26 protein-coding genes, 1 pseudogene and 1 riboswitch are annotated in these 26,118 nt (G+C 71.9%); of the genes and pseudogenes, 9 read left to right on the top strand and 18 right to left on the bottom strand.

Annotated features, from left to right (window positions below; translation table 11 throughout):
- Positions 1-20: 20 nt before the first annotated feature.
- A complete protein-coding gene (ectA, locus tag AB0436_RS00355; RefSeq protein ID WP_366465384.1) occupies positions 21-551 on the bottom strand; it encodes a diaminobutyrate acetyltransferase in 531 nt (176 codons plus the stop codon).
- A 375-nt stretch (positions 552-926) separates the two neighbouring features.
- A complete protein-coding gene (locus AB0436_RS00350; protein WP_366465383.1) occupies positions 927-2,033 on the bottom strand; it encodes an aminotransferase class V-fold PLP-dependent enzyme in 1,107 nt (368 codons plus the stop codon).
- An 80-nt stretch (positions 2,034-2,113) separates the two neighbouring features.
- On the opposite strand from AB0436_RS00350, the gene AB0436_RS00345 reads away from it, so the two are divergent.
- Both AB0436_RS00345 and AB0436_RS00340 read left to right on the top strand, forming a co-directional pair.
- Positions 2,114-3,199, top strand: coding sequence for an amidohydrolase family protein (locus AB0436_RS00345; RefSeq protein ID WP_366465381.1), 1,086 nt, complete (start codon positions 2,114-2,116; stop codon positions 3,197-3,199).
- 336 nt (positions 3,200-3,535) lie between these two features.
- Positions 3,536-4,498, top strand: a complete 963-nt coding sequence (locus tag AB0436_RS00340; protein WP_366465379.1) for an SCO1860 family LAETG-anchored protein — start codon at positions 3,536-3,538, stop codon at positions 4,496-4,498.
- A gap of 54 nt (positions 4,499-4,552) precedes the next feature.
- On the opposite strand, the gene cobC is transcribed toward AB0436_RS00340, so the two are convergent.
- Both cobC and AB0436_RS00330 read right to left on the bottom strand, forming a co-directional pair.
- On the bottom strand, positions 4,553-5,617 hold the full coding sequence (gene cobC / locus AB0436_RS00335; protein WP_366465378.1) for an Rv2231c family pyridoxal phosphate-dependent protein CobC: 1,065 nt from the start codon (positions 5,615-5,617) through the stop codon (positions 4,553-4,555).
- A gap of 103 nt (positions 5,618-5,720) precedes the next feature.
- Positions 5,721-6,092 (bottom strand): annotated as a pseudogene (locus AB0436_RS00330) (cobalamin biosynthesis protein); the annotation flags it as partial.
- Between the two features lie 147 nt (positions 6,093-6,239).
- On the opposite strand from AB0436_RS00330, the gene AB0436_RS00325 reads away from it, so the two are divergent.
- Positions 6,240-7,019 carry a ZIP family metal transporter gene (locus AB0436_RS00325; protein WP_366465377.1) on the top strand — a complete coding sequence of 260 codons (780 nt, stop codon included), beginning with the start codon at positions 6,240-6,242 and terminating at the stop codon, positions 7,017-7,019.
- An 11-nt stretch (positions 7,020-7,030) separates the two neighbouring features.
- Here AB0436_RS00325 and AB0436_RS00320 read toward each other — a convergent pair whose 3' ends face one another.
- The 7 genes from AB0436_RS00320 to AB0436_RS00290 all read right to left on the bottom strand — a co-directional run bounded on the left by AB0436_RS00320 (position 7,031) and on the right by AB0436_RS00290 (position 15,449).
- Positions 7,031-8,401, bottom strand: a complete 1,371-nt coding sequence (locus AB0436_RS00320; RefSeq protein WP_366465376.1) for a cobyrinate a,c-diamide synthase — start codon at positions 8,399-8,401, stop codon at positions 7,031-7,033.
- The gene (gene cobO / locus AB0436_RS00315; RefSeq protein WP_366465375.1) at positions 8,395-8,991 is read right to left on the bottom strand and encodes a cob(I)yrinic acid a,c-diamide adenosyltransferase; all 597 of its coding nucleotides are present in this window, start codon (positions 8,989-8,991) and stop codon (positions 8,395-8,397) included. The genes AB0436_RS00320 and cobO overlap by 7 nt, the downstream gene beginning before the upstream one ends.
- On the bottom strand, positions 8,991-11,033 hold the full coding sequence (locus AB0436_RS00310) for a putative cobaltochelatase (RefSeq protein ID WP_366465374.1): 2,043 nt from the start codon (positions 11,031-11,033) through the stop codon (positions 8,991-8,993). The genes cobO and AB0436_RS00310 overlap by 1 nt, the downstream gene beginning before the upstream one ends.
- Positions 11,034-11,088: 55 nt before the next feature.
- Positions 11,089-12,633, bottom strand: a complete 1,545-nt coding sequence (locus AB0436_RS00305; protein WP_366465373.1) for a cobyric acid synthase — start codon at positions 12,631-12,633, stop codon at positions 11,089-11,091.
- Complete coding sequence (locus tag AB0436_RS00300; RefSeq protein WP_366465372.1) at positions 12,630-13,631, bottom strand: cobalamin biosynthesis protein; 1,002 nt, start codon at positions 13,629-13,631, stop codon at positions 12,630-12,632. The genes AB0436_RS00305 and AB0436_RS00300 overlap by 4 nt, the downstream gene beginning before the upstream one ends.
- Positions 13,632-13,756: 125 nt before the next feature.
- Positions 13,757-13,899: riboswitch (cobalamin riboswitch) on the bottom strand.
- 61 nt (positions 13,900-13,960) lie between these two features.
- Positions 13,961-14,188 (bottom strand): hypothetical protein, encoded by a 228-nt coding sequence (locus tag AB0436_RS00295; protein ID WP_366465371.1) that lies wholly within the window; start codon positions 14,186-14,188, stop codon positions 13,961-13,963.
- A 19-nt stretch (positions 14,189-14,207) separates the two neighbouring features.
- Complete coding sequence (locus AB0436_RS00290; protein ID WP_366465370.1) at positions 14,208-15,449, bottom strand: inorganic phosphate transporter; 1,242 nt, start codon at positions 15,447-15,449, stop codon at positions 14,208-14,210.
- A 185-nt stretch (positions 15,450-15,634) separates the two neighbouring features.
- On the opposite strand from AB0436_RS00290, the gene AB0436_RS00285 reads away from it, so the two are divergent.
- The 3 genes from AB0436_RS00285 (at position 15,635) to AB0436_RS00275 (ending at position 19,010) form a co-directional block, all read left to right on the top strand.
- Complete coding sequence (locus tag AB0436_RS00285; protein ID WP_366465369.1) at positions 15,635-16,294, top strand: class II aldolase/adducin family protein; 660 nt, start codon at positions 15,635-15,637, stop codon at positions 16,292-16,294.
- Positions 16,295-16,369: 75 nt separating this feature from the next.
- The gene (locus AB0436_RS00280; protein WP_366465368.1) at positions 16,370-17,494 is read left to right on the top strand and encodes a hypothetical protein; all 1,125 of its coding nucleotides are present in this window, start codon (positions 16,370-16,372) and stop codon (positions 17,492-17,494) included.
- 151 nt (positions 17,495-17,645) lie between these two features.
- Positions 17,646-19,010, top strand: coding sequence for a hypothetical protein (locus AB0436_RS00275; RefSeq protein ID WP_366465367.1), 1,365 nt, complete (start codon positions 17,646-17,648; stop codon positions 19,008-19,010).
- Between the two features lie 58 nt (positions 19,011-19,068).
- Here the strand turns inward: AB0436_RS00275 and AB0436_RS00270 are convergent, their stop codons facing one another.
- Positions 19,069-19,470, bottom strand: coding sequence for a VOC family protein (locus AB0436_RS00270; protein ID WP_366465366.1), 402 nt, complete (start codon positions 19,468-19,470; stop codon positions 19,069-19,071).
- A 254-nt stretch (positions 19,471-19,724) separates the two neighbouring features.
- Between AB0436_RS00270 and AB0436_RS00265 the strand changes: the two genes are divergently transcribed.
- From AB0436_RS00265 to AB0436_RS00255, 3 genes are all read left to right on the top strand, one after another.
- On the top strand, positions 19,725-21,323 hold the full coding sequence (locus AB0436_RS00265; RefSeq protein WP_366465365.1) for an ABC-F family ATP-binding cassette domain-containing protein: 1,599 nt from the start codon (positions 19,725-19,727) through the stop codon (positions 21,321-21,323).
- A gap of 363 nt (positions 21,324-21,686) precedes the next feature.
- A complete protein-coding gene (locus tag AB0436_RS00260) occupies positions 21,687-21,908 on the top strand; it encodes a helix-turn-helix domain-containing protein (protein WP_006123601.1) in 222 nt (73 codons plus the stop codon).
- Positions 21,909-22,038: 130 nt separating this feature from the next.
- Positions 22,039-22,830 carry an enoyl-CoA hydratase/isomerase family protein gene (locus AB0436_RS00255; RefSeq protein WP_366465364.1) on the top strand — a complete coding sequence of 264 codons (792 nt, stop codon included), beginning with the start codon at positions 22,039-22,041 and terminating at the stop codon, positions 22,828-22,830.
- Between the two features lie 36 nt (positions 22,831-22,866).
- Here the strand turns inward: AB0436_RS00255 and amaP are convergent, their stop codons facing one another.
- The 6 genes from amaP to AB0436_RS00225 all read right to left on the bottom strand — a co-directional run bounded on the left by amaP (position 22,867) and on the right by AB0436_RS00225 (position 26,118).
- Positions 22,867-23,445 carry an alkaline shock response membrane anchor protein AmaP gene (amaP, locus tag AB0436_RS00250; protein ID WP_366465363.1) on the bottom strand — a complete coding sequence of 193 codons (579 nt, stop codon included), beginning with the start codon at positions 23,443-23,445 and terminating at the stop codon, positions 22,867-22,869.
- 7 nt (positions 23,446-23,452) lie between these two features.
- Positions 23,453-24,115 (bottom strand): DUF6286 domain-containing protein, encoded by a 663-nt coding sequence (locus tag AB0436_RS00245; protein ID WP_366465362.1) that lies wholly within the window; start codon positions 24,113-24,115, stop codon positions 23,453-23,455.
- Entirely contained in the window at positions 24,112-24,456 is a 345-nt protein-coding gene (locus tag AB0436_RS00240; RefSeq protein WP_366465361.1) for a hypothetical protein, read from the bottom strand. The genes AB0436_RS00245 and AB0436_RS00240 overlap by 4 nt, the downstream gene beginning before the upstream one ends.
- A complete protein-coding gene (locus tag AB0436_RS00235; protein ID WP_366465360.1) occupies positions 24,453-24,644 on the bottom strand; it encodes a hypothetical protein in 192 nt (63 codons plus the stop codon). The genes AB0436_RS00240 and AB0436_RS00235 overlap by 4 nt, the downstream gene beginning before the upstream one ends.
- Before the next feature lie 33 nt (positions 24,645-24,677).
- Positions 24,678-25,124 carry an Asp23/Gls24 family envelope stress response protein gene (locus tag AB0436_RS00230; protein ID WP_366465359.1) on the bottom strand — a complete coding sequence of 149 codons (447 nt, stop codon included), beginning with the start codon at positions 25,122-25,124 and terminating at the stop codon, positions 24,678-24,680.
- 238 nt (positions 25,125-25,362) lie between these two features.
- Complete coding sequence (locus AB0436_RS00225; protein ID WP_366465358.1) at positions 25,363-26,118, bottom strand: SDR family oxidoreductase; 756 nt, start codon at positions 26,116-26,118, stop codon at positions 25,363-25,365.

The raw sequence follows: 26,118 nt of genomic DNA, 5'->3' as shown, positions 1-26,118 counted from the left end.
CTGGGGGGTGGGGGAGTCAGTCAGGCCGAAACGGGGCTGATGCGGTACAGCACTTCGGGCTGGTGTGTCCCCTCCGGGAACAGTCCGCCGTCGAAGAGCACCTCACGCTGCAGCGAGGCTCCGTGACGCTCGGCGTACGAGCTGAAGAGCCGGTCGGACGCGGTGTTGTCCGGGGTGATGGTGGTTTCGATCTCGCGGACCTCGCCGCGGGCCGCGACTTTCGCGGTCAGGCTGTCCAGCAGTACGCCGGCCAGGCCACGGCCCCGATGGGCCCCGTCGACGGCGACCTGCCAGACGACCAGGGCCTCGGGGCGGCTGGGGCGCACGTACCCGGTGACGAACCCGATGGGGTCGCCGTCCGAGCCGCGGGCCACCACGGAGGTCTCTGCGAAATCGCGACACCACAACAGATAGCTGTACGAGGAGTTGAGGTCCAGTACCTCCGAGTCGCGGGCGATACGCCAGATCGCGGCTCCGTCCTCCACTCGTGGTGTGTCTATCTCGATGAATTCACTGCGGGCACGTACAAGGTCTTCTTGCGCGGCGGTCATGTCGATGAAATTTACCCAGCAAATTCGAAAAATGCACGGCGGGGCGGGGTTGGCGGAACGCCGTGATCGTGTTATCGCGTGGGCGCGGGTCGGCGACGCCGTGCTTGCGAATATGGCTGATTTGTCCAGCAAATAACGGCACAAAGGGGTCGTTCTGTGGGGTCGGTCACATGTAGGTAACCGTTCGGAGGCGTGTCCGAAAACCGCTGATCGAACCGGTTGAAGATTGAGCGTTTAGGCTCCAAAAAAGAGGGCAGGAGAACCCGGAAGGCGTAAGGGGAAAAGCCAGTAATAGGCGTTCTTTGATTGTCTTTTATTATGTGTGGAGTGGAGCGCTGTATACGGTTTTGGTTGCAGCCCCGGAAAAAGGGCGTCTCAGCCGTTCTGCCAGGCCGCCGCGACCGCGCTGCGAGCCCCTCGGAGGTCCACGGATGTGCCCGTGCCGTGCAGGGCGGCACCCAGTGCCGCCAGCGCGGAGTACACCGCGTCCTCGGTGGCCTGCGGACCGTAGTGGTTGATCCGGATCATCTCCTTCGCCAGTGCTCCTCCGCCCGCGATCAGCGGCAGCGCCGGGTCGGCGGCCAGAGCCTCGGCGACCAGTTCGGAGGCGTCGGAGCCGGCCGGGACGCGCAGGGTGGTGGCGACGGGGGCCGAGTCCTGAGCCCGGTGGACGTACGGTGCCAGGCCGCCGCCCAGCGCGAGCGCGCCCGCCCGGGTGGCGGCAGCCGCCCGCGCGTGCCGGTCCATCACCGTGTCCAGGCCGTCCGCCTCGATCCGGTCCAGACATGCCTGGAGCGCCAGCATCTCCAGCTGTGCCGGCGCGTGCGGCAGCGCCTTGCGGCCGCCGTCGATCCAGCGCCGCTTCCAGTCGAGCAGCGAGAGGTACGAGCCCCGCGGCGCCTGTGGGTTCTCCGCGAACCGCTGCCAGGCCCGCTCGCTCACCGACACCGCGGAAACGCCTGCCGGGCCGCCCATCGCCTTCTGTCCGCCGATCACGCACAGGTCGACGCCCCAGGCGTCGGGCAGCAGCGGCTCGGCGCCCACCGAGGCGACGGCATCCAGCATGAAGAGGGCGCCGTGGGCCCGTACGACCTCACCGATCGCCGCCACCGGGTTGGTGTTCCCGGTCGCGGCCTCCGCGTGCACCAGCGAGACGAAGGAGGTCTCCGGGTGCGCTGCCAGCGCCTCGCGCACCTGGTCGGGGCTGACCGCCGTGTGGAAGGGCACGGCCAGGTCGACCACGGTGACCCCGCAGTCGCGCAGCCAGTTGCCGAAGGTCTGGCCGTAGGGGCCGGTGATCACATTGAGCGCGGTCGATCCCGGCTCGGCGGCGGAGCGGATGCAGGCCTCCAGCGGGAGCAGCGCCTCGCCCTGCATGATCACGACATCCTGCTCGGTGCGGAGCAGCGCGGCCACCTGCCGTTCGATCGAAGCGAAGTGCGCCGCGGTGAGCGGGGGCAGATCCAGGAATGCGTGCGTCACAGCGGTGCTCTCCTCGCGATTTGTTCGATTCATCCGGGCCGGCGGTTCGATGGTACTGAGGCGCGTTCTAGGCTCGATGCATGAGTGATCACGCGGTGCTGCATGTGAAAGGGCGGGTGCTCATCGGGCCCGAGGAGGTCCGGGACGAGCTCTGGGTGGTGGGTGGACGGATCACGTACCGGCGCCCGGCCGGGGAAGCCGTCACGGTGCGGGGCTGGGTGCTGCCGGGGCTGGTGGACGCGCACTGCCACGTGGGGCTCGGCACGCACGGCGCCGTCGACGCGGCGACCGCCGAGAAGCAGGCGATCACCGAGCGGGAGGCCGGTGCGCTGCTGCTGCGGGACGCCGGCTCGCCGTCCGACACCCACTGGATGGACGACCGCGCCGACCTCCCGAAGATCATCCGGGCGGGTCGGCACATCGCGCGCACCCGTCGCTACATCCGTAACTTCGCCCACGAGATCGAACCGGGCGACCTGGTCGCCTACGTCGCCCAGGAGGCCCGCAGGGGGGACGGCTGGGTGAAGCTGGTCGGCGACTGGATCGACCGGGACACCGGCGATCTGGCGGCCTGCTGGCCGCGGGGCGAGGTGACCGCGGCCATCGCCGAGGCGCACCGGCTCGGCGCCCGGGTCACCGCGCACTGCTTCGCCGAGGACTCGCTGCAGGACCTGGTGGAGGCCGGGATCGACTGCATCGAGCACGCCACCGGACTCACCGCGGAGACGATCCCGCTCTTCGCCGAGCGCGGCGTCGCGATCGTCCCGACGCTGGTCAACATCGCGACCTTCCCGGCGCTCGCCGCGGGTGGCGAGGCCCGGTATCCCCGCTGGTCGGCGCATATGCGGCGGTTGCACGAACGGCGTTACGAGACCGTGCGCTCCGCCCACGAGGCCGGCATCCCGGTCTTCACCGGAACCGACGCCGGCGGCTCGCTGCCGCACGGCCTGGTCGCGGCGGAGGTCGCCGAACTGGTGAAGGCGGGAATCCCGGCCCCGGAGGCGCTGTCGGCGGCCACCTGGGGGGCACGCCGGTGGCTGGGAAGGGACGCGCTGGCCGAGGGCGCGGTAGCGGACCTCGTGGTGTACGAGGCGGATCCGCGGGCCGACGTGGGGGTGCTGGCGGCTCCCCGCCGGGTGGTGCTCGACGGGCGCGTGGTGGGCTGACGGGAGGGTGGGCGCCGGGTTGACCCGGCGTAACCCAGCACCGTCCCGCCTCGTTGAGATGCTTTATGTGCGCCCCCGGTGCTGTCACCGGCGCACCACCTCGCAAGGGTGACGGCGGAGTCTCGCACGAATGCCTGTGCGTCAGGATTCGAAAAGAAGCGCGGAAACGCCACTTTCGGGTGAACTCACGTCAGGTTGCTGCCCGTTCACCCTCCGTGCGTAAAGATTCCCGTGTCTCGGTCGCCGGCGTACCCGCGAAGTCCCAAACGGGTGCACCTCCGGCGACGTCACGTCTCTTGTGGGGGTTCCACCACCTTGAACAGCAACACCTTTCGCATGCCCGTACGCCGTACGGCCGCCACCTTCGTGGCGGCCGCGCTGACCGCAGGGCCGGTGGCGCTGCTCGCCGCGGCCCCGGCACAGGCGACCACCGGCGGTGACGGGAAGGCGAGCGCCGTCGTGCTCCGTACCGGGCTCGACGTCTCACTGCTCAACAGGACGGTCGACGTACCGCTCGAAACCACACTCAACGAGGTACAGGCCCCGGCGACGGCCGCGAAGACCGCACTGACCGCCAAGCTGGACGGAGTCGACCGGGGGCATCCGTTCAGCCTGCTGCGCGCCGACGTCGCCACCGCGAAGGCCGCGGTCGACTCCCACCGGGCGGAGGGGTACGTCAACATCGCCCGGGCCAGGGTCCATGTCCCGGGGCTGCCGCTGCTGTCCCTGATCGAGGTCGAGAAGGTCACGTCGAAGGCGGAGTGCAAGGCCGGTGAACACCCCCGCGCGGAATCGAATGTGCTCGGCCATGTGACGGTGCTCGGCAAGCGCGTCACCCTTTCCGCCGGTGGCACGACCCGGGTGTCGGTGCCGGGTGTGGGCGCGGTGACGCTCGACCTCTCGAAGACCAGCACCACATCGCGTACCGCCGCGGCCACCGCGCTCCGGCTGAAGGTGTCGGTGAACCCGCTCAAGCTGAACGTCGCCGACGTGCAGGGGGAGATCACCCTGGCCCGGGCCACCTGCGAGTCGCCGAAGGCCCCGCCGCGTCACCACGGCGGTGACACGGCGAGCCCCGCGCCCGGATCCCCGGCCCCGACCGCCGGCACCCAGGACACCCGGCCGCAGGGTGCCGCCGAGCCGGTGAAGGCGGATGCCGCGGCCGGAGCGAAGGAGAACCTCGCGGAGACCGGCAGCAGCTCCACGACGCCGTACATCGCGGGCGGGGCCGTGGCGCTGGTGCTGGCCGGCGGGGGCGCACTCGCCGTCGCGCGCGGCCGCAACCGTAACCGGGCCTGACCGCAACCGGGCCTGACGGCGGTCGGGGGCGTGCTGAGCCCCCGACCGGACCGGTCAGTCGCCGACGGCGGTCAGCGCCTGGTCGAGAGCCTGCAGAAAGCGGTTGGTGGTCGCCCGGTCGCGCACCGCGAGCCGTAGCCAGTCGGTTCCGAGGCCGGGGAACGTGTCACCCCGCCGGGCCGCGAAGCCGAGGCGGCGCAGCCGGGCGCGCACCTCGTCGGCCCGCTCCATCCGCACCAGCACGAAGGGGCCCTCGGCCGCCTCCACCACCCGTATCTCGTCGAACTCGGCCAGGCCCGCGAGCAGATGGGCGCGGTCGGCGGCGATCCGGTGGGCCGCTCGAGCGGCTTCGGTGAGCGCCGCAGCCGCCGAGCAGACCTCGGCGGCTGCGAGGGCCGGGGTGGAGACCGGCCAGAGCGGCTGCGCCCGCTCGAGCAGTCCGATGGTCTCCGGACCGGCGAGCACGTAACCGATCCGCAGCCCGGCGAGCCCCCAGGTCTTGGTGAGGCTGCGCAGCACGATCAGACCGGGGATGTCCGTACGGTCCGCCAGCGCCTCGCGTTCGTCCGGCACCGCGTCCATGAACGCCTCGTCCACCACCAGCGTGCGTCCGGGCGCGGCGAGCGCCTCGAGGGTCCCGGCCGGATGCAGTATCGACGTGGGGTTGGTCGGATTGCCCACCATCACCAGGTCCGCGGTGTCCGGGACGGCAGCGGGGTCGAGCCGGAAGCCGTCCTTCTCGCACAGCACCACCCGTTGGACGGTGTGCCCCGCGTCGCGCAGCGCCGCCTCGGGTTCGGTGAACTGCGGGTGGACGACCACCGGTCTGCGCACCGGCAGTGCGCGCGCGATCAGCACGAACGCCTCGGCGGCTCCCGCGGTCAGCAGCACCCGTTCCTCGGGAATCCCGTGCCGGGCGGCCACCGCTGCCCTGGCCGCCCGGCCGTCAGGGTACGCGGCCAGCGAGGAGAGCGAATCGGCGATGTGTGCCTTCAGCCAGTCCGGCGGGGTTCCCGTCCGGACGTTGACTGCGAGGTCGACGAGATCGCCGCAACCGTGGTCCCGGACCTCGGAGTCCCCATGGTGACGCAGATCGTGTGCGTCAGAGTGTGTGCGCATGACTGCCATGGTGGTGATGGTGGTCCCCGAGGTCCGCAGCAGGGAAGTGGGGCCGCTCAGGAAGTTCCACTTTGTACGGGACCGGTTGCTGCGCGTCCCGCGTTCGCCGTGCCACGGCGCAGGTGGCCATCGGGGCCCGTCCCCCGGGGCACGACTTCCGCTTCGTCACGATCAGCTCGCCCCCGGACGCCAGCGCGGCGGCCTCGGCGACGGACGGGGTGGCGACCGCTTCGAGCGCCGTGCCGGACGGGTTCGGTACCGGGATACCGGCGAGCTCGGTGGCGGAGTACGTCCGCAGCGGCACGCCCAGTGCCGCTGCCGCACCCACGAGCCCGGGCTCGGCGCCCCGGGCGTCCACGGTCGCCAGCGCGACCACGTCGAGCGGCGAGCGCCCGGCGACGCGCAGCGTGTCCACGATCAGTCCGAGCACCTCTTCGGTGGCGACACCCCGGGACGCCCCCACCCCCACGACGAGCGGTGCGGCGTGTGGGGCAGATCCGGTATCCGCTTCCCGCATGGACGGAGTTCCTCTCCGCTCGGGGCAGTGATCGGGGCGGCGGACCGGCACCTGAATCATGCGTGGATGTGCGTGAAGGGGGTGCCATGGGCTATGCAGGGGCGCATGGCGGTCTTTGTTGCGCTCGGAGCGTTTCTGATGACGCTGGTCGGCGGCTGGACGGCGCAGCACGTCACCGACCGGCGTCATCTGGTGCTCGGGCTGGCCGGGGGCCTGATGCTCGGCGTGGTGGGACTCGACCTGCTGCCCGAGGCACTGTCGGCGGCGGGCGGCGAGGTCTTCGGGGTACCGGCCGCGCTGCTGCTGTTCGTCGCGGGCTTCCTGGTGGCCCACCTCGTCGAGCGCCTGCTCGCGGTACGCCGGACAGCACACGGGGCGCACGAGCCGGCGGTGCCCGGCCCCGCGCACGGCGAGTCCCACGAGGGCGGCGCGGTGTCGGGCGGGCGGATACCCCAGGTGGGGCTGACCGCGGCCGCCGCGATGGTGGGGCACAGCCTGATGGACGGCGTCGCGATCGGCGCGGCCTTCCAGGTGGGCGGCGGTATGGGGGCGGCCGTGGCGATCGCCGTGATCACCCACGACTTCGCAGACGGCTTCAACACGTACACGCTGACCAGCCTCTACGGCAACGCGCGCCGCAGGGCGGTGGCCATGCTGGTGGCCGACGCGCTGGCCCCGGTGGTGGGCGCCGCGTCGACGCTGCTGTTCACCCTCCCGGAGCAACCGCTCGGCGCCTATCTCGGCTTCTTCGGCGGCGTACTGCTCTATCTGGCCGCCGCCGAGATCCTCCCCGAGGCGCACCACGAGCACCCGGCGCGCTCCACGCTGCTGTTCACCATCGGGGGAGTGGCCTTCATCTGGCTCGTGGTGGGCGTGGCCGGCTGAGCCGGGCCGGATCACCGCGCGCACCCGTCCACGAAGCGGCGGGCGACGGCCGGGCGGCCTGCCCAGTGGGTGTGCAGATAGCTCGCGTGCACGCCCTGTTGTACGAAACCCTCGAGCCTGCGGGCCGGCTGACGCATGCCCCATGCGGCCGATGGCCCCGCGCCCGGCTCCAGCACCGTGCGGTGGAACTCGTGCCCGCGCATCCGGGTCCCGGCTTCCGCGAGCGAACTGTCGCAGACGGCCACCGCATCCCGGTAGCCGAGCGTCAGCCGCTCGGACATCAGGCCTTCGGCAGCCAGCACGCCGCACATCGGCTGCCCGTCGAGCGAGCGGGACAGATACAGCAGCCCGGCGCATTCGGCGGCGACCGGCGCGCCGGAGAAGGCCAGTTCGGCGACGGCTTTGCGGAGCGGCTCGTTGGCGGACAGCTCCGGGGCGTACACCTCCGGGAAGCCGCCGCCGATGACGAGTCCGCGGGTGCTCTCGGGCAGTTCCTCGTCGTGCAGGGGGTCGAAGGCGACGACCTCGGCGCCGGCGGCGGTGAGCAGTTCGGCGTGCTCGGCGTACGAGAAGGTGAACGCGGGGCCGCCGGCCACGGCTATCCGGGGGCGCCGTTGCCCGGCGTACGGCGGATGCGCCTGCCCCGCCGAACCGCAGGCGACACCCGGGTCCCAGGCCTCCGCGCCCAGCGCGGGCGCACTCCGCGCCAGCGCGAGCAGACCTTCCAGATCGCACCCGGCCCGCACCTGCGCGGCCAGTGCCCGGACGGAATCCACCGCCTCGGGCTGTCGCTCGGCCACCGGCACCAGGCCCAGATGCCGGGAGGGTGTCCGCGCCTGCGGAACCCGTCGCAGCACGCCGAGGACCGGCACCCCGGACTCGTCCAGCGCCTCCCGCAGCATGGTCTCGTGCCGGTCCGACGCCACCTTGTTGAGGATCACCCCGCCGATCCGTACCTCCGGATCCCAGCACGCGAAGCCGTGCACCAGCGCGGCCACCGACCGCGACTGGGACGAGGCGTCGACCACCAGCACCACCGGCGCCCGCAGCAGCTTCGCGATCTGCGCGGTGGACGCCAGCTCCCCCTGACCGGCCGCCCCGTCGAACAACCCCATGACACCTTCGACCACGGCCAGGTCGCAGCCCGCCGCGCCATGCTCGAAGAGCGGCGCGATCAGCTCCGTCCCGCACAGGTACGCGTCGAGGTTGCGGCCGCGGCGACCGGTGGCGAGGGCGTGGTAGCCCGGGTCGATGTAGTCCGGCCCCACCTTGTGCGGCGACACCGCGAGCCCGCGTTCGGCGAAGGCGGCCATCAGCCCGGTGACCACGGTGGTCTTGCCGCTTCCCGAAGCCGGCGCGGCGACAACGAGCCGAGCTACCACTCGATGCCCCTCTGGCCCTTCTGACCGGCGTCCATCGGATGCTTGACCTTGGTCATCTCGGTCACCAGATCCGCGAAGCCGAGCAGCTTCTCCGGGGCGTTACGGCCGGTGATCACGACGTGCTGGCTGCCGGGGCGCTCCCGCAGCACGGAGAGCACCTCGTCGGTGTCCACCCAGCCCCAGTGCATCGGGTAGGCGAACTCGTCCAGCACATAGAGCCGGTACGCCTCAGCGGCCAGGTCGCGCTTGACCTGCTCCCAGCCCTCCTTCGCGGCTTCCTCGCTGGACTCGATGTCCCGCTGGACCCAGGACCAGCCCTCACCCATCTTGTGCCAGGCGACGGTTCCGCCCTCGCCGCTCTCGCCGAGCACCCGCAGCGCCCGCTCCTCGCCGACCTTCCACTTCGCCGACTTGACGAACTGGAACACCCCGATGGGCCACCCCTGGTTCCAGCCGCGCAGCGCGAGCCCGAAGGCGGCCGTCGACTTGCCCTTTCCCGGGCCGGTGTGCACCAGAGTCAGCGGCCGGTTGCGGCGCTGGCGGGTGGTGAGCCCGTCATCGGGCACGGTGGTCGGTTGTCCCTGCGGCATCAGGCGGCCCTCCTCGAAGTGGTCTGTACGTCCTTCACAAGCCCGGCGATGCTCTCCGCCCGCAGCTCGTCCAACGTCACGGCGGTGCCGCCCAGTTGAGCGGCGAGCTCCCCGGCGAGCCCGAGCCGCACCGGCCCCGACTCGCAGTCCACCACGACCGACGCGGTGCCGTCGGCCTCGTGCAGCCGGGCCGCACGGGCGGCCAGCGCCACCGGCTCCGGGCCACCGGTCGCACGGCCGTCGGTGACGACCACCAGCAGCGGCCGGCGCGAGGGGTCCCGCAGCCGCTCGATCCGCAGCACGTCATGGGCCTTCAACAGCCCCGCGGCCACTGGCGTGCGGCCCCCGGTGGGCAGCTGCTCCAGCCGGGCGGCCGCCGCGTCGACGGACGAGGTGGGCGGCAACGCCACGTCCGCGTCCTTCCCGCGGAACGTCACCAGGCCCACCTTGTCCCGGCGTTGGTAGGCGTCGAGCAGCAGCGAGAGGACCGCGCCCTTGACCGCGCTCATCCGCTGCCGGGCGGCCATGGACCCGGACGCGTCCACCACGAACAGCACCAGGTTGCCCTCGCGCCCCTCCCTGGTGGCCTGCCGCAGATCGTCCCGGCGGATCACCAGACCGGTGCCCGACCGGCCGCGGGCCCGCTGATGCGGCGCCGCGGCCTGCACGGTCGCCGCCAGGTGCAGCTTGGTGAGCGTTCCTCGGGGCCGCTGGGCCCCGGTGGTCCTGCCGTGCTCGGTGCGGGCCCTGGAGCGACGGCCTGCCGCGCCTTCCCCGAGCCCGGGCACGCTCAGCATCTTCGTACGGAACGGCTCGGCGGCCCGGGCGGCCGGCTGCTCGCCGCTGCCCGACGGGGCGGCACTCGCCGCGGCACCCTCGCGGTCGCCGCCGGGCTCCCCGGCGTCGGACGGCGTCGGCGTGTCGCTGCGGCCCGCGCCGTCCTGCGGCGGTGTGCCGGGGCTGTCGCCGGGCGGCCGGCCTCCGCCGCCGGGCCCGTCGGGGCCGGGGTCGTCGTCCTCGTCGCCGCCGAACTCCTTGAGCGTGTCGTCCAGCTTCTCCTCGTCGAGCCCCGGCGCGTCGAAGGGATTGCGCCGGCGGCGGTGCGGCAGCGCGAGCAGGGCGGCCTGCCGTACGTCGTCCGCGCTCACATCGGTGCGACCGGCCCAGGCGGCCAGCGCACTCGCGGTGCGGGCCATCACGATGTCCGCGCGCATCCCGTCCACCTCGAAGGCCGCGCAGGTCGCCGCGATCTGCAGCAGCGCGGGGTCGCCGAGACGGACGTCCGGCAGCAGGCCGCGGGCAGCCACCACGCGCTCGCGCAAGGCCCGTTCCTCGTCGGCCCACTTGGCGGCGAAGGCGGCCGGATCGTCGTCGTAGGCCAGCCGGCGCCGCACCACCTCGACCCGCTGTTCCGGTTCGCGCGACGCGGCGACCTCGACGGTCAGCCCGAAGCGGTCCAGCAACTGCGGCCGCAGTTCGCCCTCCTCGGGGTTCATCGTCCCGACGAGCAGGAAGCGGGCGGCGTGCCGTACCGACACCCCCTCGCGCTCGACGTACGAGGCACCCATCGCGGCGGCGTCCAGCAGCAGGTCGACCAGGTGGTCGTGGAGCAGGTTGACCTCGTCGACGTAGAGAATCCCGCGGTGCGCGTCGGCGAGCAGTCCGGGCTCGAAGGCCTTCACGCCCTCGGCCAGCGCCCGCTCGATGTCCAGGGCCCCGACCAGCCGGTCCTCGGAGGCCCCGACCGGCAGTTCGACCATGCGGGCAGCGCGCGACGCGCCTCCCGACGCGCCGGCCGGGCCGTGCGGCCCGTCGGGACACGCCGGGTCGGGGGCCGCGGGATCGCAGGAGAAGCGGCACCCGGAAACCACCGGAACCTCCGGTAGCAGGGCCGAAAGCGCGCGCACCGCCGTCGACTTGGCGGTGCCCTTCTCCCCCCGGACCAGTACACCGCCCACGGCGGGGGAGACCGCGTTGAGCAGCAGCCCGAGCCGCAGATCGTCCATCCCGACTATCGCGGTGAACGGATAGGGGGTGGTCATGAGGGAATCACTCCTTCGGGTACACGGGTTCGGACGGGACAAGCCGGCGCGGTGCTCACGGCGCTCCGGGCGGGATGAAGGGAAGTCCGGCCGGAGCCCCCGATTCGATGAGCGCGAGCAGCCGCTCGGTGTCCGCGTGCTCCTCGATGAGGTCACCGAGCCGGTCGAGCTGTTCCTCGCGGAGCATGCCGAAGCAGGTGTCGGGAGCCGGCACGAAACGCCGCCCCGCCGCCCGCGCGACCTCCCGGAGGAAGGCGCGCCGGAAGCCGTCGCTCTCCAGCGAACCGTGCCAGTGGGTGCCCCAGACGGCGCCGGAGCGGCAGCCGTCCAGGAAGGCGTCGCCGCCCAGCACTTCGGCCACCCCGTGGTGGATCTCGTACCCCTCGACGCGTTCGCCCAGCGCCTCACCGGCAGGCCGGCCCAGGGTCTTCGCGGCGGCGAACCTGACCCGTACGGGCAGCAGGCCCAGGCCGTCCACGGCGCCGGCCCGCGACTCGATCTCGTCGTCGATGTGCTCGCCCAGCAACTGGAAGCCACCGCAGATGCCCAGCACCGGACGCCCCTCCACGGCCCGGCGGGCCAGCGCGTCGGCGAGTCCGCGCCGACGCAGCCACTCCAGAGCGCGGACGGTGCCCCGGGTGCCCGGCACGATCACCAGGTCCGCGTCGGCGAGCTCGTCCGCCCGGTCCACGAACCGCACCAGCACGCCGGGTTCGGCCGCCAGTGCGTCCACATCGGTGAAGTTGGACATCAACGGCACAGCGCAGACGGCGACCCGCAGCACCTCCGCACCGTGCGGCGGGGCGACGGACGACTCGCGCACGGTGCCCCGCATCGAGATCCGCAGCCCGTCCTCCTCGTCGATGCCGAGGCCGTGCGCGAACGGCAGGACGCCGTAGGTACGGCGCCCCGTCAGCCCGTGCAGCATGTCGAGGCCGGGCTCCAGCAACGACACGTCACCGCGGAACTTGTTGACCAGGTATCCGGCGACCAGCGCCTGGTCCTCGGCGCTGAGCAGCGCGGTCGTACCGAAGAACGAGGCGAAGACGCCACCCCGGTCGATGTCGCCCACCACCACCACCGGGAATCGGGCAGCCCGCGCGATGCCCATGTTGACGATGTCCGTCCGCCGCAGATTGATCTCGGCCGGGCTGCCGGCCCCTTCACAGATCACAGCGTCATACGTGCCCCGAAGCCGGTCCAGGCAGTCCGTGACAGTCCCCAACAGGGCTTCCCTGCGCCCGGGTTGCGCACCGTCGCCGGTGGACGGAGCGCCGGCGTCCCCGAAGAACCCGCGGGCGCTCATCTCGCCGACCGGCTTACCCATCAGCACCACCTGGCTCGACCGGTCGCTGCCGGGCTTGAGGAGGACCGGGTTCATCAGCGCCGACGGCTCCACCCTGGCCGCCTGGGCCTGCATCGCCTGCGCGCGGCCGATCTCCGCACCTTCGCGGGTGACAAAGGAATTCAGCGACATGTTCTGCGCCTTGAAGGGCGCGACCTTGACGCCACGGCGCACCAGCCACCGGCAGATGCCGGCCGTCACCACGCTCTTCCCGGCGTCCGAGGTGGTTCCGGCGACCAGCAGCCCGCCACTCATCCGCGTACCCCTCTCACGGCATGGACGCCTCTCACCGCATGGACCTCTCTCACCGCATGGGCCTTCCCCGCCATCAGGGCCTTCCTCGCTACGAGGGCTGTCGCGAGTGCGAGCAGACCCACCCGGCGCGACAGCCGCACCGCGCGCTCGATGTCGTCCACCCCGGCCGGCCTGCCGCCACCGTTGAGCACCGCCCGGTGCTCGACCCGGCCGCCGTACGCGAGCGTCCCGCCGAGCCGTACGCCCAGCGCTCCGGCGAACGCCGCCTCCACCGGACCTGCGTTCGGGCTGGGATGGCCGGCCGCGTCCTCGCGCCAGGTGCGGGCAGCGCCGCGCGGGTTCCCGCCGGCCAGCACCGCCAGTACGGCAGTCAGCCTGGCGCCCGGCCAGCCGGCCAGATCGTCGAGCCGGGCCGAGGCCCAGCCGTACCGCAGATACCGCGGCGAGCGGTGGCCGACCATCGCGTCGAGGGTGTTCACCGCGCGGAAGCCCACCAGGCCGGGCACCCCGCACAGGGCGCCCCAGACCAGCGCACCCACCACGGCGTCCGAGGTGTTCTCTGCGACGGATTCCACCACGGCGCGCGCCAGTTGCGGAGAGTCCAGCGCGTGCGGGTCCCGGCCGCACAGGTGCGGCAGTCGTTCCCTGGCCGCTTCGATGTCGCCCGCTGCCAGCGCGGCGCCGACCGTACGCGCCTCCCGGCCCAGCGAGGTGCCGCCGACAACCGTCCAGGTGGCGGCGGCGGTCAGCGCGATTCCGGCCCCGGCGCGGCCGCGCACGGCACGCCGGGCCAGCACCGCGGCGCCCACCGCGCTTCCGACGCAGACGGCGGTGTGCAGTGCGCCCCACGCCCGGTGGTCACGCCACAGGCGCCGCTCGACGGCCGCGGCGGCCCGTCCGAAAGCGGCGACCGGATGTCCGCGCCGGGGATCTCCGAGGACCAGGTCCGCGGCGATGCCGGTGGTGGCGCCGTATACGAATATCTGCTCGGCACGCATGGGTCAGCAGGCCGTTGCGCCTCGACGGGCTCTTGTGCGGGGGGTACTTCTCGTACGGGTCACAGCATCGGGCGACAGGCAGCCGCGCATGGCGATAGGTCCTCACTCAGGGTGTCCGCGCCCTGGTTCGACGGGTCCGGCGGTGAGAGTTCCTGGCTCCCGGGGGTGTGACCCCCGGTGACAGTGGCGGGACCGCGCCGGATTCGCACCGTGCTTCCTCTCCTGCCGCCGTATTGGCCCCGGCAGTCCACCACGCGCCGAGAACAACCGTCAACTCGCCTTGACCTGCGAGGAGGCGACGTGGACGAGGCGACGTGTCCGAACGGCGGTCAGCCGACGATGAGGTAAATCCCGTAGGCGACGGCGGCCGTGCAGAGAGCGAAGCAGGCGTACGCCCCGGCGCGTGCGGCGGGCGCAGGGGCCGTACCGCCGGCGCCGTCCGGTGCCGACTTCCTGGCAAGGCCCACGACGCCGAGGGTGAACAGACCCACCAGTCCGACGGTGGCCACCAGACTGACGCCGAAAACGGTGCCGAGAGCTGCCCAGTCGATGTTCATGATTGCAGTGTCCTCTGCTTCAGACCGCGGCCGGTCGGGTGGGTTCCGGTGCGCCGTCCGGGGCGGGAATGGTGGCCCGGAGAGCCTCGGCCGTCAGCCCGGCCGGCGGCGGGCTGACCGCCGCGAGGGCGGCGGTGACGACATCCACGGGCTCGACGGGCTCATCAGGCGTGACGCTGTGCTGGTCGACGGGCTTGCGCCGGGACAGCGACCAGATGACGCCGGAGCCGGCGACCAGCAGGACCGCCACGGCGCCGACGCCCCACGGGCCGTGGCCGGTCAGATACTCCGCACCGGCGGCGACGAGTGCGGCGGCCGGCAGGGTCAGAACCCAGGCGATGCACATCCGGCTCGCGGTGGACCAGCGGACCACGCCGCCCTTGCGTCCGACGCCGGCGCCCATCACGGAGCCGGAGCAGACCTGCGTGGTGGAGAGCGAGAAGCCGAGATGCGAGGACGCGAGGATCACGGTCGCCGCGCCGGTCTGCGCTGCGAAGCCCTGCTGCGGCCGGAGCTCGGTGAGCCCCTTGCCCATGGTCCGGATGATGCGCCAGCCGCCCAGGTAGGTGCCCAGCGCGATGGCGGTGCCCGCGGAGACGATGACCCACAGCGGCGGGTTCGATCCGGGGGCGATCACGTTGCCGGTGACCAGGGCCAGGGTGATGACGCCCATGGTCTTCTGCGCGTCGTTCGTACCGTGCGCGAGTGAGACCAGACCGGCCGATGCGATCTGCCCGGCCCGGTACCCCTTGGCGGTGGCCTTCTCGTCCGCGTGCCGGCCGATCCGGTACGTCAGCCGGGTGGCGAGCAGCGCGGCGAGTCCGGCGACGACCGGCGCCGCCACCGCGGGCAGCAACACCTTGGTGACGACCACATCGCCGTTGACACCGGAGGTGCCGACCGACATGAGGGTGGCGCCGATGAGACCGCCGAAGAGTGCGTGGGAGGAACTGGACGGCAGGCCGAGAAGCCAGGTCAGCAGATTCCAGAGGATGGCGCCGACGAGCGCCGCGAAGATCACTTCTGTGCTGATGCCCTGTTCATTGATGATCCCGCCGGAAATCGTCTTGGCGACCTCGATGGACAGGAAAGCCCCGACAAGGTTGAGCGCGGCGGACATGGCCACCGCGGTCTTGGGTTTGAGAGCACCGGTCGAGATGGTCGTCGCCATCGCGTTGGCCGTGTCGTGGAAACCGTTCGTGAAATCGAACACGAGAGCGGTAATGATCACGATCCCAAGGAGCAGGGTCAAGTGTTCCATTTACCTGGGCAATCGCTCGAGGTCATTGACGCGACGAACGTAGGCAACCTGAATGAACGGAAGATGAACTGGGACGGGCGCTGTGGTGACTCTGTCCGGTCGGCGAGCTTCCGCTTTGTCCCTGCGTGATCGTGCGAACGCGCGGTGGCACGGACGGGGCCCGGCCGGCCTGACATCATCGCCGGATGACCGACCCGCATACAGAACCGAACGCAGTCGCACAGGCCTGGCGCGACCTGGTGGCCACTGCCCGCAGATCGGCGGCCGAAGGGCTGGTCGTGGGCACATCGGGCAATGTCTCGGTACGGACCGGCGATCTGATCCTGGTGACACCCAGCGGCGTCCCCTACGACCGGCTCGGCCCGGCGGACACCGTCGCGGTGGACCCGGCGGGCCGCCAGGTCATCGGTGAGCTCAAGCCGACCAGTGAGCTGCCCCTGCATCTCGCGGTCTACCGGAACACCGAGGCGTCCGCCGTCGTCCACACCCACGCGGTGCACGCGACCGCCGTCTCCACCCTCGTGCCCGAGCTGCCCGTCATCCACTACATGACCGCGGCGCTCGGCGGTCCGGTGCGGGTCGCCCCCTATGCGCTCTACGGCACGGACGAGCTGGCCGAACACATGCTCCGGGCCCTGGAGAACCGCACCGGCTGCCTGCTGCAGAACCACGGCACGGTCACCCACGGCAGCTCCCTCGAACAGGCCTACGACCGCACCGCGCAACTGGAATGGATGTGCAGGCTCTGGCTCACCGCCAGTGCGGTTCCGGGCCGGACGCCCTCGTTGCTCTCGCCCGCCGAACTGGCCGAGGTGGGCGAGAAGCTCCGGGGGTACGGCCAGTAGACGCCGGGGCCCGAGCGCCACGCCGTTTGCTGCGGCCCACTGGCCGTCCGGCGGGTGCGTACGGACACTGGAGAGATGCGCCCGGCTACAGCGACGGCATTGGCCGTCACCTCCCTGATAGGCGTCGGCGTGGCCTCGGTCGCCGCCGGCCGGTACACCGGCAATGCCGCTCTCAAGGCGTCGCGACGCCCGCTGCCCACCGAGCCCCGGATCTCCGTGCATGCCACGGACCCCGGCCGGATCACCCTGACCCGCTGCCTGGCGTCGCTGCGCCCAGGTACGTACGGCCTGGCGGGCACCGGATCGCACGCCGTCGCGGGACCCGTCCTCGACCTGGTGCCGCGCACGGCCGACACCGTCGTACGGCGTCTCGAACGGGTCTCGCACGGCGTGCTCGCCCCCGGCGACAAGGTGCGGCTCACCCCGCAGGTGTACGTCGGCGACCCCCGGTCCGCACTGGGGCTCGATTTCACCGATGTCGACATCCCCGGTGAGCTCGGCTCCTGCCCGGCCTGGTTCGTGTCCGGACCCCGCTCCATCTGGGTCATCACGGTGCACGGCATCGGCACCACCAGGGAACACCCGATGAACGTGCTGAGCCTGCTGCACCAGCTGCAGTTCCCGGTGCTCGACATCGCCTATCGCGGGGATCCCGGCGCGCCCGCTTCCCCCGACGGACTCGGACGCTTCGGCGCGGAGGAGTGGCAGGACCTGGACGCCGCCATCCGTTACGCGGTCGACCACGGCGCGGAGCGCGTCGTCCTGCACGGCTGGTCCACCGGCGCCTCGATGGCTCTGCACGCGGCCGCCGGGTCCGCGCTGAGCGACCGCATCAGTGGACTGGTGCTGGACTCCCCGGTCCTCGACTGGGAGGCCACCGTGCGCGCTCTGGCCTCCGCCCGCCGCACGCCGGCCGCGCTGCTGCCCCTCGCGGTCAGGGCCGCCCAGGGGCGTACCGGCCTGGACGGTGACCGGCTGCGCGTCGTGTCGGCGCCCGACGCGATGTGCGTCCCCACGCTGATCTTCCACGGCCCCGGCGACCGCTTGTCGTCCTGGCGCCGGTCGCGTGAACTCGCTCGTAGGCGGCCCGAGTTGGTCATCCTGGACGCTGTCGACAACGCCCCGCACGCGGCCATGTGGAACGCAGACCCGGCCCACTACGAGGAGACCCTGCGACGCTTCCTCACACCGTTGATGTGACGCCGGCACGTTCCGTCAACCTGCAAGGCGGGGTTCCGTTTGGGCTTTCGGCCCGTCAGAGGCGAGACTGCTCCCCGTGACGTCCCGTACTCCGCGCGACTCCAGGCTCAGACTCGTCCGTCCTCGACCGCTCGTCACGGCTCGCCGTGTCGTGACCAGCCGGCCAACCCGACCCACCCCGCGGCCACCGGAGGGCACCCCGCCCGCCGCGGAGCTGGCCCGTCAGGCGCGAGCGGTCCTCGCCGACGCCGTCCGGGTCGCCCGCTGGGCCGCGGAGTCGCTCCCCGCGGCTCCCCGCTCAGCGGCCCCCCGCACCGCAGATGCCCGCGCCGCAACTCCCCGCTCCGAGCGAGCGGCACGGACTCCGGTGGGGCAGGCCGGCGCGCTCCTCGCGCAGACGGCTGAACGGGCCGTCCAGGCGTTGGACCTGACGCCGGATGAGGTGCGTGCGGGCTGGGACCGCGCCCGGCTCGCCGGGCTGGTCGAACTGCACGGCGACACCGCGCGCCCCGGCTGGCGGCTGCGCGCCTGGGACCGCGACGACTCCGCGGTGCTGCGCGGCTGGGTGGCGCTCTTCGACGCGTGGTCGATCGTCCACCCGGCCTCCGAGGAGGTCGCGGCCGCCGCGGTCGCCGAGGTCGTCGAGGCCGTCCCGCAGGTGCTCTCACTGCTCCAGCTCTCCGCGGGCCCGGTGACCGTGCCCGCCCTGCTCGATCTGCTGGAGCAGCGCGTCGCCGAACTGCACGAGGAGCGCTGCGAGGTGCCCTACGGGCCGCAGCAGCCCGCCGCCCCTGCGCCGCTCCCGGAGCTGCTGGACTGGGCGCTGCACGGGCTGGCCGCGGTCGGTGCGCTGACCCTAGGGCCCGGCCTCGCGACGCTGACCCCGCTGGGCAACTGGGCCGTCTGGGTCAAGCTGGAGCAGATCTGCGTCGCCGCGCAGAGCCCGGCCGGGAACATCGAGCAGTCCGCCGACGACATGCTGCGCGGCTGCGCGGGCCTGACCCCCGGCCCCGCCCGCGCCGAGTACCGTGCCTGGCTGGCCGCGCGGCCGGTCGGCAGCGCGGTCGCCGAACTCCTCAGTGTCGCCCGTGGCGAGGACGCACTGCTGCGCGGCCTCGCCTTCGAGGCGCTGCGGGTGGTCGGCGGTCCTGCGGAGGCCGCCGTCCGGGCCGCCGCCGACGAGATCTCGTTGCGCCCGTACGCGGTCCTCTGGCTGGCCGAATACGAGGGAGCCGACCCCGACGACGCCCATGACGCGCTGACCCGTGCGGAAGCGACCTGGCTCTGGGTGGACACAGCTGCGGCCGTCGCCGACCACGGCGAGACCCCGTTGCTGGTCCGCCACCTCGAATCGGCCGTGCAGGGCACCGTCCCGGCGCTGCTCGAAGAAGTACAGGCGGTGGGTCATCCCCGCACCGTGCAGGTGCTGGTGGCCCTCGCCGCGGCGCACCCGGACCCGGCGCTGGCGAAGGCCGTGCGCCGGGCGGCCTTCCAGGTGCATACCGGGGGAGTCTGACCGGTCCGGCGCGAGCTTCTGTTCCCGGCACGCCCCCGGGACCGGCCGACCCGCTCGGTCAGTCCTGGGCCGGGGCCCCCGGTACGTAGGTCCCGAAACTCCAGACGTTTCCCTCCGGGTCGCGGGAAATGTAGTCGCGGGAGCCGTAATCCTGGTCGGTCGGTGGCATCAGGATCTCCACCCCGTGCTCGACGGCCTGCCGGTGGTGTGCGTCGGTGTCCTGGACCACCACGTAGACCCCGACCGGGCCGCCGCCCGCCATCGCCTTGGCGAACACGCCTTCGCGGCCCTTGGAACCCAGCATCACCAAGCCGTCGCCGTACGCCAGCTCGGCGTGCAGCACCTGGCCCTGCTGGTCCTCGTAGACGGCCTGTTCGCTGAAGCCGAAGGCCTCTTTGAGCAGCCGGATCGCTGCCTTCGCGTCGTCGTACAGAATCGTCGGACTGATGGTGACGGCCATGCCGCTCACCCTCCCACTCGCCTGTTGATCGGACTGGATCGGAACCGATGCGCCTGCGAGGCCCAGTCTGGCACCGGGCACTGACAACGTCCCGGCGTGACATGGGCCACCCCGGACAGAGCCGCCGCGGCGGCAGAGCGCTTGCGCGACACCGTTAGACTGGGCCTCATGGCATTTCTCCTTGTGCATTAGCCGGCGTCGAAGCATCCCCTCCGCCTGCCCTTCCGCCGTCCATACCGCCCTGGAGTCTTTCCGTGATCACCGCTTCCGGCATCGAGCTGCGCGCCGGCGCCCGCATCCTCATCGAGTCCGCTTCCTTCCGTATCGCCAAGGGCGACCGCATCGGCCTGGTCGGCCGCAACGGTGCGGGCAAGACCACGCTCACCAAGTGCCTCGCGGGTGAAGGCGTCCCCGCCGGAGGCACCATCACCCGTTCCGGCGAGGTCGGTTACCTGCCGCAGGACCCGCGCACCGGCGACATGGACGTGCTCGCAAGCGACCGCATCCTCTCCGCCCGCGAACTCGACTCCGTGCTGCGCAAAATGCGGGAGAACGAGGAGCGGATGGCCAACGGACAGGGCGCCACCCGCGAGAAGGCGATGAAGAAGTACGAGCGCCTGGAAACCGAGTTCCTCACCAAGGGCGGGTACGCCGCCGAGGCCGAGGCAGCCACCATCGCCGCCGCCCTCGGACTGCCCGACCGGGTGCTCGGCCAGCCGTTGCACACGCTCTCCGGCGGTCAGCGGCGCCGGGTCGAGCTCGCCAGGATTCTCTTCTCGGACGCCGACACGCTGCTCCTCGACGAGCCCACCAACCACCTCGACGCCGACTCGATCGCCTGGCTGCGCGAGTACCTCAAGACGTACCGCGGCGGCTTCATCGTGATCTCCCACGACGAAGAGCTGGTCGAGACGGTCGTGAACAAGGTCTTCTATCTGGACGCCAACCGCACGCAGATCGACGTCTACAACATGGGGTGGAAGCTCTACCAGCAGCAGCGCGAGGCCGACGAGAGGCGTCGCAAGCGTGAGCGGCAGAACGCCGAGAAGAAGGCCGCGTCCCTCAACTCGCAGGCCGACAAGATGCGAGCCAAGGCGACCAAGACCGTCGCCGCCCAGAACATGGCCAAGCGCGCCGACCGGCTGCTCGCGGGCCTGGAAGCGGTCCGGGTCTCCGACAAGGTGGCCAAGCTGCGCTTCCCCGACCCCGCGCCGTGCGGCAAGACCCCGCTGATGGCCGAGGGGCTGTCCAAGTCGTACGGCTCGCTCGAGATCTTCACCGATGTGGATCTCGCGATCGACAAGGGTTCGCGCGTCGTCATCCTCGGCCTCAACGGAGCGGGCAAGACCACCCTGCTGCGTCTGCTGGCCGGCGCCGAGAAGCCGGACACCGGTTCGGTCGTCGAGGGGCACGGGCTGAAGATGGGCTACTACGCCCAGGAGCACGAGACGCTCGACCCCCGGCGCACGGTGCTGGAGAACATGCGCTCCTCGGCCCCCGACCTGGATCTGGTCCAGGTCCGCAAGACGCTCGGCTCCTTCCTCTTCTCGGGCGACGACGTCGACAAGCCCGCGGGCGTGCTCTCCGGCGGTGAGAAGACCCGCCTCGCGCTGGCCACCCTGGTGGTCTCATCGGCCAACGTGCTGCTCCTCGACGAGCCCACCAACAACCTCGACCCGGCGAGCCGGGAGGAGATCCTCGGGGCGTTGCGCACCTATAAGGGGGCGGTCATCCTGGTCACCCACGACGAGGGGGCGGTCCACGCACTCGAGCCGGAGCGGATCATCCTGCTGCCGGACGGAGTCGAGGACCTCTGGGGCCCGGACTACGCGGATCTCGTCGCGCTTGCCTGATTCCCTTCGGCCTGATTCCCTTCGGCCTGATCCACTTCGGATGGATCATTCGGCCCATGGGTGATCCATCATCTGAGTGAGTCGCTCTCGTACCCCGGCGTGTCATGCACCGGCTCCGGTGTCCTGGGGCGACCGGCCGGCTGGACGCCGTGCCGGGGTTGCAGTGACGGCTCTGACCTGCGGTTTCCGGTGCGCAGCCGGTTGTTGGCGGAGGCCGGTCGAAACGGAATATCGAATTCCGTTCGTGCTGGTGACCCGGGACACACACATCCCCGTCCCAATAGACCTTGCCGAATGGGTGGCCAGGACGGCGTGTAGGGGTGATCATGAGAGTCCAGAGCGCACTTCCTTGAGGAGGCACGGGTGGCCGAGACTCTGAAGAAGGGCAGCCGGGTAACCGGCGCCGCGCGCGACAAGCTCGCGGCAGACCTGAAGAAGAAGTACGACTCCGGTGCAAGCATCCGGGCGCTGGCCGAAGAGACCGGCCGCTCCTACGGATTCGTCCACCGGATGCTCAGCGAGTCCGGCGTGACCCTGCGGGGGCGCGGCGGAGCGACACGAGGCAAGAAGGCCGCGTCGGCCTGACGGGTCCGCGGTGCGGCAACCGCGGTCCGGGATCACCGGTTCTTGGCGGTGACCACCCGGTCGGCCGAGAGGTCGGCAGGGTGGTTACTGTGCAGTCACTTATCCGTCTGCATCCGAACCGGAGGCTCCCATGACCTCGATGGCCCATGTGCTCGACAAGGACGGCGTACGGCTCACCGTCGAGGACGCCGTTGCCACGGTGACGCTGACCAATCCTGCGAAGCGCAACGCCCAGTCTCCCGCTCTGTGGCGGGCGTTGACGGAAGCAGGGCGGTCACTGCCGGGCAACGTCCGTGTCGTGGTGCTCCGCGGTGAGGGCGCGTCCTTCTCCGCCGGCCTGGACCGACAGGCGTTCACGCCCGAGGGTTTCGACGGTGAGCCGTCCTTCCTCGATCTGGCACGCGGCGGCGACGCCGAACTCGACGCGGTCATCGCCGAATACCAGGAAGGCTTTACCTGGTGGCGCAGGCCCGACCTGATCACCGTCGCCGCCGTCCAGGGCCATGCGATCGGCGCCGGTTTCCAGCTCGCCCTCGCCTGCGACCTGCGGGTTGTCACCGAGGACGTGCAGTTCGCCATGCGCGAGACCAGTCTCGGACTCGTCCCCGATCTCACCGGGACCCATCCGCTGGTGGGGCTCGTCGGATACGCCCGGGCGCTGGAAATCTGCGTCACCGGCCGCTACATCCACGCCGACGAGGCGGTCCGCACCGGTCTGGCCAACCTCGCCGTGCCGGCCGAGGAGCTGGACAGCGCCGTGACGGACCTGGTCGGCGCGCTGCTCGCCGCCCCGCGCGACGCGGTGATCGAGACCAAGGCCCTGCTTCGCGGTGCCTCGGAGCGTACCTACGAGGACCAACGGGCCGCCGAGCGGGCCGGACAGGCCCGCAGGCTGCGCGACCTGGCGGGGCTCTCGGACTGACCCGTCCTCAGCGGCGGGTCCGGGCGCAGCTCCCGGTTACGACACCCGCTGCGCCCGGTGCTTCGCCGCCCGCAGCCGGATCTCGGCGGGGAACTGCGCCAGCCCCGCCGAATCGCGGGCGTGCGCCAGCGCTCCTGTGGCGAGACCGGACAGCGCGGCAGTCGGCTGGGCGTGCGCCTCGAGGACCAGGACCACCCGGGCCTCGGGCGCCGTCCGCCGGCCCCGCAGCGCGACCTTGGCGCGATCGACTCCGTGCAGCGCCTCCGCCTCGCTCGACACCACGTCCTCCAGTGCCCGGCCGCGGAGCCTTGCCCCCTCACCGTCCCCGCTGTCCACCAGGACCTCCGAGAGGCGCGAGCCGCGCAGCTGGGCGAACAGCCACCACAGGGCGAGCAGGATGATGACCGCGAGCCCCGCGATGACCGCCGGCCACCACCAGCTCTCGTCGCGGTACCGCTGCCGGTCCGGCGCGCTCAGCAGGACGGCGTGCGGCCCGCTGAAGGGCCACCACGACGGAGTGGAGAGACCGAGCCCCGCTGCCAGTACCGCGCCGCCGAGCGCGAGCAGGGCCAGGCCGGCGACGCACACCAGCACCCGGTTGACCGACCTCAGCATCGCGGCGTCATCCCTTCCCGGCCGGACGGCCGACATGCACGGAGAGCCGGGGCGCCGAGGCCAGTCCCAGCTCCGTGATGCCCGCCTCCAGCGCTGCGTTCAGGTCCGTCCGTACGTCGTCGAGCCCCCGGAAGTGCGAGCGGGCCCGGGCCACCACCCGGGACCGCTTCACCCGGATACGTACCGACTGCACGCCGGACACCTCCATCGCCCGGTCACGCAGGACGAGGGCCGCGGCTTCCCGCTCCAGACCGGCCCGCACCCGGTGACCGCCCGGGGACATCGGCAGCACCGACCGCAGACCGGGCGTGAGCGCGAGAAGAATCAGCCACAGCCCGAGGGCCATCGCGACGGCCGCGCCGACCTCGAACCGGATATCGCCCAACGGGCGCGTCGCCAGATTGTCGGCCAGTACGTGCCGCCAGCGCATCGCGGGCCGTCCGGCGCGCACTGACGCGACGTCGTAGAGCAGCAGGCCGGCCCCCCCGAGCACCACCAGGGCGACCAGTGCGGCCGGCGTGCGGCGCGACGACCAGAAGCGCCCGGCGCGGACCTTGCCGGCCCGGGGATCCGGTGTCGGACGGTAGGCGGTCGCCGATCGGCCGGGCCCGGCCGGTGGCGGCTGCTCGACGATCGGCAGGCGCTGCGTACGGTCGTCGGGTTCGCTCATCGGGTCCTCCCCCGATCGGCGCCGGTGGTGTGCACGGAGTGCAGCCGTTCGACCTGGAGGGCCACCTCCGGCACCTCCATGTCCGCCAACGTCCGGAGCCGATGAGCGACCTGACGGCGTACCGCGGCACACTGGGCGCCGATGTCGGACGGATAGCCGAGTTCCAGACTGATGTGCACCCACGCTCGCGCCTCGTCCACCGTCGCCGCGGCATGCGGCGGCGAGCCGCCCTCGGGGACCGCGCCGATCGCCTCACGGGCCGCCTGAGCGGCGATCTTGGACACCACCCGGTCGGCGATCCGGGTCGACCCGCGCTCACCGGGCGCCACGTGCGTGGTCATCGCCGCCGGTCGCCGTGGTCGCGGCCGTGGAAGAAGTCCCCGGCCTCGAGGTCACCGTCGAGGAACTTGCCACCGATGAAGCCGACCGCGCCGAGCGCGGCCACCAGAAGAAAGGCTGCGAAGCCGCCGAAGTAGCCGGCGAAACCGAGCGCCATACCGGCCATCAGGCCTACCACAGCCATACTCATCGTGAGCTCCCAGTCCGAAGCGAAGGTGCGGGGCTACTGCAGGCGGGACTCCAGCACTTCATCGTCCTGCTCCTCGGGCAGTTTCACATCACTGACCGCGATGTTGACCTCGACCACCTCGAGCCCCGTCATCCGCTCCACCGCCGAGATGACGTTCTCCCGCACATCGCGGGCGACATCCGCGATGGAAACCCCGTAGTCGACGACGATCTCCAGATCGAGCGCCGTCTGGACCTCGCCGACCTCCGCCTTCACACCGCGCGTAACGGACTTGGTGCCGCCGGGAACCCGGTCACGGACCGCGCCGAAGGTGCGCGAGATGCCACTGCCCATCGCATGGACACCGAGGACGTCACGCGCCGCGAGTCCGGCGATCTTCTCCACCACGCCGTCCGCGATGGTGGTGCGTCCGCGGGTCGCTGGAGCGCCGCCGCCGCGCTTGATCACATCCGGCTGGTGCTGCGGTGCGGTGTCGCTCATCGCGGTATGTCCCTTCCCGAGTGCTGGCGGATTCCGCTGCCTACGGTATGTGCGCATGCCCCGTTCCGCGCCGGGGATACGGCAGGGTGGGTGAGATGACGGGCGAAGCGAACAACGGATGGAACAGACGGTACGCAGTCACATCGCCCTCGGCCGCCTGTTGCCGCTCGGCGGCGTGGCGGCACCCGATCGGGCTGGAGCAGCTGTTGTGGACGGCTCAGAAGCCGTACCGGGCACCTCAGAAGCCGTGCCGGAACCCGCCGTCGACCGGCAGCATCACGCCCGTCACATACGACGCCGCGGGGGACAGCAGAAACGCGGCGGCCCTGCCGAACTCCTCCGGCGCGCCGTAACGCCCCAGCGGCACCCGGGCCTCGCTCCGCGCCCGCGCCGCCTCCGGGTCGCCGCCGAGCGCGTCCAGCTCCCGTACCCGGTCGGTGTCGATCCGGCCGGGGAGCAGGCCGACCACCCGGATACCGCGCGGCGCCAGCTCGTTGGCCAACGACTTCGCGAAGCCGGCCAGGCCGGGGCGCAGACCGTTCGAGATCGTCAGGCCGGGGATGGGTTCATGGACCGAGCCGGAGAGTACGAATCCGATGACACCGCCGTCGGAGAGCTCTGCCGCCGCCGTGCGGGCCAGCCGCACCGCGCCGAGGAAGACCGATTCGAAGGCGGTCCGCCACTGTTCGTCGGTGGTGGTGTCCGCCGAGCCCGCGGCCGGTCCGCCGACGCTGATCAGGATGCCGTCGAGGCGCCCGAAGTGCTCGCGCGCGGTGGCGGTCAACCGCGCGGCGGACCCGGGATCCGCGTTGTCGGCCGCGACACCCAGCGCGTTCGGGCCGAGGGCGGCGGCCGCCGCCTCCGCGCCCTTCGTGTCGCGTCCGGTGATGACGACCTTCGCACCGTCGGACGCCAGCTCCCGCGCGGCGGCGAGGCCGAGACCCCTGGTGGCTCCGGTGACGATGTAGACGCGGTCCTTCAGTCCAAGATCCAT

It is taken from the genome of Streptomyces sp. NPDC051322, assembly GCF_040689485.1.
Classification (GTDB): domain Bacteria; phylum Actinomycetota; class Actinomycetes; order Streptomycetales; family Streptomycetaceae; genus Streptomyces.
Note: the sequence above shows the minus strand (reverse complement) of the source record. Positions and strands in the feature narration are given on the sequence as shown.

Excerpts from the sequence above, each read along its gene's own strand:
- AB0436_RS00230 (WP_366465359.1), bottom strand. The coding sequence starts at position 25,124 with ATGAGCGACACCGCACCGCAGCACCAGCCGGATGTGATCAAGCGCGGC.
- ectA (WP_366465384.1), bottom strand. The coding sequence starts at position 551 with ATGACCGCCGCGCAAGAAGACCTTGTACGTGCCCGCAGTGAATTCATC.
- AB0436_RS00240 (WP_366465361.1), bottom strand. The coding sequence starts at position 24,456 with ATGACCACGCACGTGGCGCCCGGTGAGCGCGGGTCGACCCGGATCGCC.
- AB0436_RS00285 (WP_366465369.1), top strand. The coding sequence starts at position 15,635 with ATGACCGACCCGCATACAGAACCGAACGCAGTCGCACAGGCCTGGCGC.
- AB0436_RS00300 (WP_366465372.1), bottom strand. The coding sequence starts at position 13,631 with ATGCGTGCCGAGCAGATATTCGTATACGGCGCCACCACCGGCATCGCC.
- AB0436_RS00255 (WP_366465364.1), top strand. The coding sequence starts at position 22,039 with ATGACCTCGATGGCCCATGTGCTCGACAAGGACGGCGTACGGCTCACC.
- AB0436_RS00340 (WP_366465379.1), top strand. The coding sequence starts at position 3,536 with ATGCCCGTACGCCGTACGGCCGCCACCTTCGTGGCGGCCGCGCTGACC.
- AB0436_RS00295 (WP_366465371.1), bottom strand. The coding sequence starts at position 14,188 with ATGAACATCGACTGGGCAGCTCTCGGCACCGTTTTCGGCGTCAGTCTG.
- AB0436_RS00235 (WP_366465360.1), bottom strand. The coding sequence starts at position 24,644 with ATGAGTATGGCTGTGGTAGGCCTGATGGCCGGTATGGCGCTCGGTTTC.
- AB0436_RS00225 (WP_366465358.1), bottom strand. The coding sequence starts at position 26,118 with ATGGATCTTGGACTGAAGGACCGCGTCTACATCGTCACCGGAGCCACC.
- cobO (WP_366465375.1), bottom strand. The coding sequence starts at position 8,991 with ATGCCGCAGGGACAACCGACCACCGTGCCCGATGACGGGCTCACCACC.
- AB0436_RS00270 (WP_366465366.1), bottom strand. The coding sequence starts at position 19,470 with ATGGCCGTCACCATCAGTCCGACGATTCTGTACGACGACGCGAAGGCA.
- AB0436_RS00305 (WP_366465373.1), bottom strand. The coding sequence starts at position 12,633 with ATGAGTGGCGGGCTGCTGGTCGCCGGAACCACCTCGGACGCCGGGAAG.
- AB0436_RS00245 (WP_366465362.1), bottom strand. The coding sequence starts at position 24,115 with ATGAGCGAACCCGACGACCGTACGCAGCGCCTGCCGATCGTCGAGCAG.
- AB0436_RS00325 (WP_366465377.1), top strand. The coding sequence starts at position 6,240 with ATGGCGGTCTTTGTTGCGCTCGGAGCGTTTCTGATGACGCTGGTCGGC.
- AB0436_RS00290 (WP_366465370.1), bottom strand. The coding sequence starts at position 15,449 with ATGGAACACTTGACCCTGCTCCTTGGGATCGTGATCATTACCGCTCTC.
- AB0436_RS00310 (WP_366465374.1), bottom strand. The coding sequence starts at position 11,033 with ATGACCACCCCCTATCCGTTCACCGCGATAGTCGGGATGGACGATCTG.
- AB0436_RS00345 (WP_366465381.1), top strand. The coding sequence starts at position 2,114 with ATGAGTGATCACGCGGTGCTGCATGTGAAAGGGCGGGTGCTCATCGGG.
- AB0436_RS00280 (WP_366465368.1), top strand. The coding sequence starts at position 16,370 with ATGCGCCCGGCTACAGCGACGGCATTGGCCGTCACCTCCCTGATAGGC.
- cobC (WP_366465378.1), bottom strand. The coding sequence starts at position 5,617 with ATGCGCACACACTCTGACGCACACGATCTGCGTCACCATGGGGACTCC.
- amaP (WP_366465363.1), bottom strand. The coding sequence starts at position 23,445 with ATGCTGAGGTCGGTCAACCGGGTGCTGGTGTGCGTCGCCGGCCTGGCC.